This is a genomic window from Peterkaempfera griseoplana (assembly GCF_001418575.1).
GTDB lineage: Bacteria > Actinomycetota > Actinomycetes > Streptomycetales > Streptomycetaceae > Peterkaempfera > Peterkaempfera griseoplana.
In genome coordinates, this window is sequence record NZ_LIQR01000363.1 from 1 (window position 1) to 10242 (window position 10242).

Here is a 10242-nt window from a genome sequence, read left to right on the forward strand (position 1 = left end):
GCCGGGCGAGCGGCTGGCGGTGGCGATCCGGCCGGGCACCTCGGACGCGGTGCGTACCGGCTGGGCGGGTGTGCTGCACGGCTGGATCCCCTTCGGCGGGGCGCTGCTGCTGGGGTCCGTGGTGCTCGGGGCGGCGCTGCGGATGCGGCGTACAGCGTGGGCCGGGGCGGTGCTGGGGACGGCGCTGCTGGCCGGGGCGTTCGTGCTGAACTCCGTCAACTGAACTGATGCACAGTCAGTTGTGTTGTTCCGCAGGCGGATTGATCGTGCAGGTGATGTGAGGGGCGTCGCCGAAGTGTTATCGGACGGCTGTGCGGGTGTCGCCGTCCGGCTTCATCCGGTTGGGGCTGCTTTGCGGCGTCGGTATGGCGGATTTGCAGCTTATGAGGCGAATTGATTTCGCACATGCGGCCCCATGACGATGGTGATGTTCCTGGGCCGGGCGTGCTCAGAGCCGTCCCCGTTCGGGTCCGCCGCTGCCGGATGCCGCCTGATCACGCCGTCCGAGCCCCGAGTCACCGGATTCAAAGGGGTGTGTGTGTCCAAGTCGGGACGCATCCGTGCGGCGCAGCTTCTCGGTACTGCGGCGCTCACCACCACGGCCGTCCTGAGCGGTGCGGGTGCGGCGTGGGCGGGCTCCGCGAGTACGGGGCCCGAACCGGGCCCGAGCCCGAGTGTCGCCCCCTCCTCGGCGCAGCTGACGCCGTTGCTGGCCGACACCGGCAGCCGGGGCACGGGGCTGCTGGTCGTCTACGCGGGGCTGCTGGTGGCTGCCGGCGGTGGCGCATTGTGGGCCGTACGGCGCCGTGAGGAGCAGGCAGGCTGAGCCCTGTGGGGCCCCGGGGTCTGATGTGATCGAATCGTTGTCCTTCGCAATTGTGGAGCAAGCATGGATATTCGGTCACTTTGGTTGCCATGCGACTTGATTGCCGCCTCGCGGCACGACAGATTCTCAGACAGTCCAGCCGCTCGGCTCGATGGCACCGGGGTGGCCTCAGGCGCTCCCGCCCGACGCAGCGGCTCACTCATGCTGACTCTTGGGGTCGTTCATTATGCGTAGACGTCCTGCCCTCATGTCGGCGGTGCTTGCCGTGCCGACCGCCGCCGCTCTCTTCCTCGCGCCCGTCGCGCACGCCACGGCCAACGGCGGCAACAAGGGCAACGCCAACGGCGGGAGCAACGCCAACGGTGGCAACAACGCCAACGGCGGGAACAACGCCAACGGTGGCAACAACGGCAACGGTGGCAACAACGGCAACGGCGGGAACGGCAGCGGCGGGAACGGCAACGGCGGCCCGGCCGGCAACAACGGCGACGTCAAGATCCACGACGCCGTCACCGGCGCCGAGTACGACGAGCGGAACCAGCCCAAGGTCTGCACCTTCTACCTCGACGCCTTCGGCTTCGACAGCGGCCAGAACGTTGTCTGGTGGATCGAGGACAACCCGAGCCCCACGGGCCGGGACGCGGCCGAGGGTCTGATCCAGACCGACGCCTCCGGGCACGTCGTCACCCAGGACATGCGGCTGCCCGACGGCCACTACAAGCTCTACTGGGTGATCCAGGGCGACAACGGCAACGACCCGGGCGACTACCGGGAGGCCAAGCACAAGGTCTTCAAGGTCGACTGCTCCGACGAGCAGCCCACCTCCCCGGCCCCGGAGAGCAGCTCCCCGGCGCCGGAGTCCTCTGCTCCGGACGACCAGACCACCTCCCCGGCTCCGGAGTCCTCTGCTCCGGACGACCAGACCACCTCCCCGGCGCCGGAGTCCTCGGCCCCCGACGAGGAGACCACCTCCCCGGCCCCGGAGAGCAGCTCCCCGGCTCCGGAGTCCTCCGCTCCGGACGACCAGACCACCTCCCCGGCTCCGGAGACCTCCGCCCCGGGCGAGAGCTCGACTCCGTCCGCCTCCACCCCGCCGCCGGTCGCCACTGCTCCGGTGGAGACGCCCCCGGCCACCAGCACCCCCGTCCCGGGCGGTCCCGACGTGACCCCCACGGCCACGCCGACCCGCAGCTCCAGCGCCTCGGCCGCTCCCACGGGGGGCCTGGCTGAGACCGGCAGCAGCGGTACTGGCATGATGGCCGCTGTCGCGGGCGGGCTCGCGGTGCTCGGCGGTGCGGTGCTGTTCTTCGCCCGTCGGGGCAAGGCTGCTCGCCACTGACCGAACTGACGCAACGTCATAAGGGTCCGTCCGCGCCGGAAACTCGGCGCGGACGGACCCTTACCTGTTAGCCACAGGCATTGACAAGCGTCCCTGAAAACGTGAACGATTCGTGATGCACCTGGGTCCCGTGTGACCGCGTGATGCTGTCGAGCCCCGGTCGGCCCACGCCGCCGATGCGCCGCTCCGCCCGCGCTCACCGCCCACCCAGGGACCGCAAACTCATATAAGGGGAACGTGTGTCCATATCACTCCGCGTCAGCCCGTCACGCCTGTTGAGCGTCGGCGCCGCTGCGGTCGCGCTCACCGTGGCCGGCGCCGCGCCCGCGCTCGCCTGTGCGCACGGCACCGGGAAGGGCGGTGACAACTGGGGCAACCACCCCGTCACCCTGCACCCGCACCCGGGCAACCACGGTGACGGCAACGCCTGCCAGTTCTCGCTGGACGACGGCAACACCTGGTCCTCCACCGTGAAGGTGGACGACCAGACCCTGAAGCCGACCGCGGACGGCAAGGTGCACATCAAGGTCAAGGCGGCCTGGGGCACCTGCACCGTCTCGCTGGCCTCCTACCTGACGCACGGTCCGACCTGGGAGACCTCCGGTCTGCAGACCTTCGTCGACTTCGACTCCGTCACCGTCGGCGAGGGCACCGATTTCAAGACCGACACGCTGAACGTCCTTGTGCCGGACGCCGGTTGCTTCGCCCAGGTGGACCTCTACAAGGGCAAGACCCAGTACGACGGTCAGCCCGGCCCCAACCACGGTCCCCTGCCCGAGGGCCCGGACCACGCGGTCATCAAGGACCAGCTGATCTCGTCCTGGAACGGCGGCACCAAGGACTGCATCCCGACCGGCTCCACCACGGGCGGTGACACCACGACCGGTGGCACGACCACGGGCGGTGACACCACGACCGGTGGCACCACCACGGGCGGCGACACCACCACCGGCGGTGACACCACCACGGGCGGTGACACCACGACCGGCGGTGACACCACCACGGGCGGTGACACCACGACCGGCGGCGACACCACCACGGGCGGCGACACCACGACCGGCGGTGACACCACCACGGGCGGCGACACCACCACCGGTGGGGACACCACGACCGGTGGCGACACCACCACCGGCGGTACCCCGGTCACCGACTCGCCGAGCCCGTCCGCCTCGGCGGCGCCCAGCCAGTCCGGCTCGGTCGCCCCCACCGCGGTCTCCTCCTCGTCGTCGGCCGCCGCCGCGACCACCGGTGGCGCCGCCCTGGCCAGCACCGGCAGCAGCGGCACCGGCATGATGGCCGGTATCGCGGGTGCGCTCGCCGTGATCGGTGGCGCGGTGCTGTTCTTCGCCCGCCGCAGCCGCTCGGCCCGCCACTGACGCCGTATCACGGCGCCTGAACGGTGAAGGCCCGCCCGCATCGCGAGAAGCGATGCGGGCGGGCCTTCCGTCGTTCGGGCCCGGACGGGCCGGGTGTCAGCCGGTGTTGCGCAGACCGGCCGCGATGCCGTTGACGGTCAGCAGCAGCGCCCGGGAGACCAGCGGGTCCTCCTCGGCGCCGCGGGCGGCGTCCTCCCGCTGCCGGCGCAGCAGCGCCACCTGGAGGTAGGAGATCGGGTCCAGGTAGGCGTCACGGACGTTGAAGGTCTGCTTGAGCACGGGGTTGTGGTCCAGCAGCTCGTTCTCACCGGTGAGGCGCAGCACCTCCTTGAGGGTGAGGTGGTGCTCGGCCTCGATGGCGGTGAAGACGTGCCGCAGCTCGTCCGGGACCAGCTGCTCGACGTAGTGGCGGGCGATCCGCAGGTCGGTCTTGGCCAGCGTCATGGCGACGTTGGACAGGAAGTTGCGGAAGAAATGCCACTCGCCGTACATCTCGTCCAGGACGTCGCCCAGTCCGGCGTCGCGGGCGGCGGCGAGGCCGGAGCCGACGCCGAACCAGCCGGGGACGATCTGCCGGGACTGCGTCCAGCCGAAGACCCACGGGATGGCCCGCAGGCCGTCCAGGCCGGCGCCGGAGTCGGGGCGGCGGGAGGGACGGGAGCCCAGGTGGAGGGAGGCCAGCTGGTCCACCGGGGTGGAGGCGAAGAAGTACTTCGGCAGGTCCGGGTCCTCGACCAGCCTGCGGTAGGCGGTGTGGGAGGCCTCCGAGACGGTGTCCATGCAGGCGTCCCAGCGGGCCAGCTCCTCGGCCGACTGCCGCGGCGCGGTGTGCAGCGCGGAGGCCTGCAGGGTGGCGGCGACGGTGAGTTCCAGGTTCTCCCGGGCGAGCGAGGGGAGCAGGTACTTGTCGGAGATCACCTCGCCCTGCTCGGTGACCTTGATCTCGCCGTCCATGGTGCCCCAGGGCTGGGCGAGGATCGCCTCGTGGGAGGGGCCGCCGCCGCGGCCGACGGTGCCGCCGCGGCCGTGGAACAGGCGCAGCCGGATGCCGTACCGCTTGGCGACGTCGCGCAGCCGGCGCTGGGCGCGGTGGATCTCCCACTGGGATGTGGTGATGCCGCCGAACTTGGACGAGTCGGAGTAGCCGAGCATGACCTCCTGGACGTCGCCGCGCAGCGACACCAGCAGTCGGTAGGACGGGTCGGAGAGCATCTCGTCCAGGATGCGATCGGCCTGCTGGAGCTCGTCCGTGGTCTCCAGCAGCGGCACGATGCCGATGGTGGCGACCCCGGCGTGCAGGTCGATCAGCCCGGCCTCGCGGGCCAGCACGGCCGCGGCGAAGACGTCGTCGGCGCCCTGGCACATGGAGATGATGTAGCTCTCCACGATCTCGTCGCCGAACCGCTCGAAGCCCTCGCGGATGGTCTGGAAGACACCGAGGGTCTTCTGCCCGGCGGCGTCCAGCGGCGCCGGGGTGGGGGCGAGCGGGCGGCGGGACTTCAGCTCGCGGGCGAGCAGCTTCTGCCGGTAGTCACGCGGCATGTCCTCGTACCGCCAGGCCTCCTCGCCGAGCCGGTCGAAGAGCTGGCCGAGGGCGTGGTGATGGGCGTCGGCGTGCTCACGGACGTCCATGGTGGCCAGCTGCAGGCCGAACGCCTCGACGGTGCGCACGGCGCGGGCCAGGCGGCCGTCGGCGATCAGGCCGCCGCGGTGGGAGCGCAGCGACTCCTGGATCAGCTTGAGGTCGGCGACCAGCTCGGAGGTGCCGAGGTAGTCGCGGCCGGGCTGGTGGGCGGTGCCGGCGGCGAGCCGCTTACGGGTGTTGAGCAGCTTCTCCCGGACGCAGGTGGCCTTCAGCCGGTAGGGCTCCTCGGCGTTCATCCGCTTGTAGCGGGGGCTGAGCTCGGGGAGCGCCTCCAGGTCGGCGGCGAGGGAGTCCAGCAGCTCGCTGGAGGCCCCGGCCAGCCGGACCGAGGTGGAGAGGGTGGCCCGCAGGTCGTCGACGGTCTCCAGGGCGTCCTTGATCCCGTACTCGTGCTGCAGGATCAGGACGTCACGGGTGACGGCGGGGGTGACGTTGGGGTTGCCGTCGCGGTCGCCGCCGATCCAGGTGCCGAAGGTGAGCGGCCGGACGCCCTCGGGGATCGCGACGCCGACCCTGGCCAGCTCCTCGTGGAGCTCCTCCAGGACCTCGGGCACGGCCTGACGGTAGAGCTCGTCCAGGTAGTAGACGGCGTTGCGGGCCTCGTCGGCGGGCTCGGGGCGGGCGATCCGCAGCTCGTCGGTCTGCCACAGCAGGTCGATGACCTCGGCCAGCCGGCGGTCGGCCTGGCGCCGGGCCGAGCTGTGGCGGGCCGGGTCGGCCTCGGCGAGGCCGGAGACGGTGTGCTGGCGGTGGATCTTGTCCAGCAGCTCGGCGATGCGGCGCAGCTTGTTGAGGACGCTGCGGCGGGCGGCCTCGGTGGGGTGGGCGGTGAAGACCGGGCGTACGGCGAGATGGGCGAGGGTGTCCGCCAGGTGCTGCGGGTCGGCCTCGGCGAGGCGGTCCGCGGTGCGGGAGATGGTGGAACCCTCGCGGGTGCGCTGGACCGACAGCTCGCGGCCGCGGTGCACCTGCTCGGTGACGTTGGCGAGCTGGAAGTACGTCGAGAACGCGCGGACCAGCTTGGCCGCGGTGTCCAGGTCGGTCTCTTCCAGCAGCTGGGCGGCGGCCTTGCCGTCGGTGCGGGTGAGGCGGCGGACCTCCTCGACCAGGTCCAGCAGCTCCTGGCCCTCCTGGCGGACCAGGGTCTCGCCCAGCAGGTCGCCCAGGCGGCGGATGTCTGCGCGGAGCGCGGCGTTGGCGGCGAGTGCGGTTTCGTCGGCGGTGTCGTGCTCTGCCGCGGGGCGGTCGGCCGGGGTGGGGACCGGTGCGGTCACGGCGGGCTCCCTTTGCTCACGGTTACGGCTACGGGACGGTGTGGGCACGGCCGTGGTCTCCGCGGAGGGCGGCAGGTCCGTCCTGGTGGGCGGCACCTGCCCGGCGCGGGGTCCTCGGCTGAGTCCGGAGGTGCGGGCTGGGCGGAGTGCTCCGCCGCAGCCGGTGCGGACCGCGCTGTCCGACGCGACCCAGCATAGGTCGCCGGGTCGCCGGGCAGCCCCAGGAGGCCGCATGGCGGACACGGCGTGCCGGGTTGCGGGGCGGTCGGGGCGTCGGTGGGGCGGGTTGCGGTACGGGAGGCGAGCCGCCCGAGGGGGACGCCTAGGCTGGAGCCCATGAGCATGTCGACGGGGGAGGGCGCTGAGCGGGGTGAGCTGCCGGTACCGGCACCACCGGCCGCGGGGCGCTTCGATGGAGGGCGGCCGCGGGCACGCGGCGGTCCGTGGTGGTGGGCACGGCGGCGCAGTATGGCGCTGGACGTGCTGGTGGCCGCTGTGGCGGCGGTGGAGTGCGGGACCGGTGCGGCGGCCTTCGTCGCCGGGCGGATGCACTGGCACGGCGTCCTGCCGGTGCTGGCCTTCGTGCTGGGGGCGCTGGCGGGCGCCACGCTGGTGGTGCGCCGGCGGTGGCCGGTGGTGCCGGTGGTGGCGGCGGTGGTCTTCGTCCCCGGCATGGTCGGGGTGGTGCTGCTGGTGGTGTCGCTGTACACGCTGGCGGCCTGCCGGGACTGGCGGGCGCGGCGGGCGACGGTCACCGGGCTCTCCGGGCTAGTCCTCGTGGAGACGCTGGCGATGGTGCTGGTCGCCTTCCTCGGCGATCCGGGCGCCGACGGGGAGCTGCCGCCGCGGTGGCTGCTGGTCTTCCTCGCGGTGCTGGTCTCCGTCGGGCTGACGGTGCCGCCGCTGGTGCTGGGTCTGTACGTGGGGGCCCGGCGGCGGCTGGTGGAGTCGCTGCGGGACCGCGCCGAGGGCCTGGAGGCGGAGCTGGGCCTGCTCGCCGAGCAGGCGCTGGAGCGGGCGCGGCGGGCCCGGATGGAGGAGCGGACCCGGATCGCCCGGGAGATGCACGACGTGGTGGCGCACCGGGTGAGCCTGATGGTGGTGCATGCAGCGGCGCTGGAGCGGATCGTCGGCAAGGATCCGGAGCGGGCCACGGAGAGCGCCCGGCTGCTGGGCGAGGTGGGGCGGCAGGCGCTGGACGAGCTGCGGCAGATCCTGGGAGTGCTGCGGATGTCCGAGGGGGAGCCGGGGGCTGCGGCGGTCCGCCCGGGCGCGCCCCTGGTGCCGCCGCAGGCGTCCCCGGCCGGTGCGGAGGGGAGCGGCGGGCCCGGGCTGACGGACCTGGGCCGGCTGGTGGAGCAGTCCCGCTCGGCCGGGCTGCCGGTGCGGCTGGAGGTCAGCGGGCCGCTGCGGGCGTTCTCGGCGCAGGCCGAGCACACCGTGTACCGGGTGGTCCAGGAGGCGCTGACCAATGCGCACAAGCACGCACGGGGCGCGAAGACCGCGGTGACGCTGGCCTATGTGCCCAACGGGGTGCGGGTCACGGTGGTCAACGCCTGCCCGGGGGAGCGGCCGCGGCCGGACGGCGAGCCGCCGTTGCCGGGCGGCGGCAACGGCCTGCTGGGGATGCGGGAGCGGGTGACGGCGCTGGGCGGCACCTTCGCCGCGGGCGAGGCCGAGGGCGGCGGGTTCCGGGTGGAGGCGGTGCTGCCGTCCCGGCTGGCGGTGCAGGCGGTGCCGCTGCTGGGGGAGCGGCCGGGGCCGGCCTGAGGCGGACGCCCTGCGGTTCGTCCGACCGTTGCCGCCCGACGGGTGACGCGACCCCGGCCCGACCCGGCCGGGAGGTGCCCCCGGGTACGGCATCCCGCTGTGTGGCCGGAGTCGACCGAGTACGTCCGGGAGGGTCGATCCTTCGCCCTGCGATGCGCCCTCCTCACCCCCTGCGGCGAGGAGGGCGCATCGCACCGGACACCGCGTGCCTCACCGGCGCGAGCCGTCGGGCACGCCCTGGCCGGGCCCGCTGCCGGGCACACGTTCGGGGGCCGAGGCCCCCGCCCCGTCCGCGCGGTGCCCTGCGGCGGCCCGCGCGGTGGACCTCAGGCGGTGGAGATGGTGCCGCCGACCGTCTGCTGGAGGGACTGCAGGGTGGCGCTGTCCGCGCCGACGGCCCAGCGGTCGCCGACCAGGAAGCTGCCGCCGCCCAGGGTGGCCTGCAGCCACTGCTGCTGGTCGTTGCGGCTGGCGAAGGTGGTGACCGCGAAGCGGGAGCCCTGCCGGGTGGTGCAGGTGGTCTGCCTGATCTGCTGTCCGGCGGCGGGGGCCGCGGCGGTGCAGCCGGTGGCGGCCCCGAAGCCGCTCAGCGCCACCGGGGTCCTCCCCGCGGCCTGGTTCTGCCCCGCGCCCTGCCCCGCGGGGACGTTGGGGACGCCCTGCATGGTCTGCATACCGGCCGGCCACTGCTGGCCGGAGGAGTTCTGCACCGCGCCCGGGTTGGCCCTGCTGGCGCTGCCCACATGGTTGCTGGCGGTGCAGGCCACGGCCGAGCTCAGCAGGACGGTCACGGCGACGACTGCACCGGCTGCGGCCCGCGGGTGCACTGCGGGCATGCGGCGCGAAGCGGTCGGACGGTTCATGGGGGTGCCTCCCGGGGCGGTTGCTGCGGGGCCGGTGCTGTCCGCCGGGGGTACGCCGGGAGGCGGGGCGCGGTTCACCGGCCCGGCCGGCCGGACGGCCGGGCCGGGGGGTGCCCGTACAGCTCAGAGGGGATGCGCCGCGGTGCGCAGCCGCTCCGGTGCGGTGCCCATGACCAGGGTGGTCACCGCCTGGTCGACGTTCTGGCCGAGGTACCACTCGCCGCTGTGGTCGAGGCTGTAGACCCGGCCGAGGGCGTCGATCGCCAGCAGTCCCAGGCCGCCGTTCTCCTCGCCGAGCGGGGCGACCGGGCTGTCCAGGGCGCGTCCGAGGTCGGCGAGGGTACGCGGCTGGTGGAGTCCGCGCAGCGGGTCGATGACGAACGGGGTGCGGGCCTGGTTCTCGCCGGCGCCGGCCAGGTCGATGCCGATGCCGCCGAACTCGGCCCAGGCCTCCACCGCGGCCGGGAAGACGCTGTGGCGGTGGCCGTCGGGGGAGTCGTGTGCGGCGAGGGCGTCGGCCCATGCCTCGGCCTGGCGGATCTGCCAGCGGCCGGGGTGCCAGCCCGCGTGTTTGAGGGTGGCGGCCACCTCGGCGGGGAAGCGCGCGTTCAGCAGGGGGCTCCTCGGTCGGGGGACAGGGCGTGGCGCGGCGGGGCCGCGCGGGGGGTCAGCCGGCGTCGGCCGACGGGGCGACGGCGACACTCCGGATGCCGAAGTGTTCGAGCATGGGTGCGCAGGAGCGGCAGGGCGGCTGGTGGGTGCCGTGCGCCGGGTCGCCCTCCTCGCGGATCCGCACCGTCGTCAGCTTGGCACCCTTCAGGGCCTTTCGGGCCTCGGACATGCCGAGCGGCTTGCGGGCCGCGCGCTTGGAGCGGCCCGCCTCCACACCGGCCAGGTAGTGCGACAGCAGCAGCGCCTCGGGGCAGCGTCCGGTGAACCGCTCGCGGCTCTCCAGCGGCAGCTCGGCGAGGAACTCCGCCACCAGAGGGTGCAGTTGGGGCGGCGGGTCGTCCTTGTACCCGGGGTGGGTGTGGGTGTCGCCGCGTACCGACAGGGCGGCCGCCACCACGGGCAGCAGACTGTCCCGGTCGTGGCGGAGCTGCGGGGCGGAGGCATGCGCACCGGCCGCCGCGGCGGGGCTCTCCGGGG

At 73.5% G+C, this 10242-nt stretch carries 8 protein-coding genes and 1 pseudogene; 5 read left to right on the top strand and 4 right to left on the bottom strand.

From position 1 onward, the window contains the following. From AOK09_RS25430 to AOK09_RS40415, 4 genes and pseudogenes are all read left to right on the top strand, one after another. Positions 1–223 (top strand): annotated as a pseudogene (locus tag AOK09_RS25430) (hypothetical protein); the annotation flags it as partial. A 315-nt stretch (positions 224–538) separates the two neighbouring features. After that, positions 539–826: a hypothetical protein gene (locus AOK09_RS25435; RefSeq protein ID WP_157876031.1), complete on the top strand. Its 288-nt coding sequence runs from the start codon at positions 539–541 to the stop codon at positions 824–826. Positions 827–1073: 247 nt separating this feature from the next. Then, positions 1074–2165, top strand: coding sequence for a hypothetical protein (locus tag AOK09_RS41175; RefSeq protein ID WP_157876032.1), 1092 nt, complete (start codon positions 1074–1076; stop codon positions 2163–2165). A 239-nt stretch (positions 2166–2404) separates the two neighbouring features. Next, positions 2405–3541, top strand: coding sequence for a hypothetical protein (locus tag AOK09_RS40415; RefSeq protein ID WP_157876033.1), 1137 nt, complete (start codon positions 2405–2407; stop codon positions 3539–3541). Positions 3542–3637: 96 nt separating this feature from the next. Here the strand turns inward: AOK09_RS40415 and ppc are convergent, their stop codons facing one another. Continuing rightward, positions 3638–6460 (bottom strand): phosphoenolpyruvate carboxylase, encoded by a 2823-nt coding sequence (gene ppc, locus AOK09_RS25450; RefSeq protein WP_055589574.1) that lies wholly within the window; start codon positions 6458–6460, stop codon positions 3638–3640. Between the two features lie 468 nt (positions 6461–6928). Here ppc and AOK09_RS25455 point away from each other — a divergent pair, with 468 nt between their 5' ends. Beyond that, positions 6929–8230 carry a sensor histidine kinase gene (locus AOK09_RS25455; protein WP_245687475.1) on the top strand — a complete coding sequence of 434 codons (1302 nt, stop codon included), beginning with the start codon at positions 6929–6931 and terminating at the stop codon, positions 8228–8230. A gap of 326 nt (positions 8231–8556) precedes the next feature. On the opposite strand, the gene AOK09_RS25460 is transcribed toward AOK09_RS25455, so the two are convergent. The 3 genes from AOK09_RS25460 to AOK09_RS25470 form a co-directional block, all read right to left on the bottom strand. Then, positions 8557–9021: a hypothetical protein gene (locus AOK09_RS25460; RefSeq protein WP_157876034.1), complete on the bottom strand. Its 465-nt coding sequence runs from the start codon at positions 9019–9021 to the stop codon at positions 8557–8559. 195 nt (positions 9022–9216) lie between these two features. Then, entirely contained in the window at positions 9217–9681 is a 465-nt protein-coding gene (locus AOK09_RS25465; RefSeq protein WP_079063421.1) for an SUKH-3 domain-containing protein, read from the bottom strand. A gap of 79 nt (positions 9682–9760) precedes the next feature. Then, positions 9761–10242: YwqJ-related putative deaminase (locus AOK09_RS25470; protein ID WP_055589576.1), on the bottom strand; the 482-nt coding region annotated here is incomplete at its 5' end.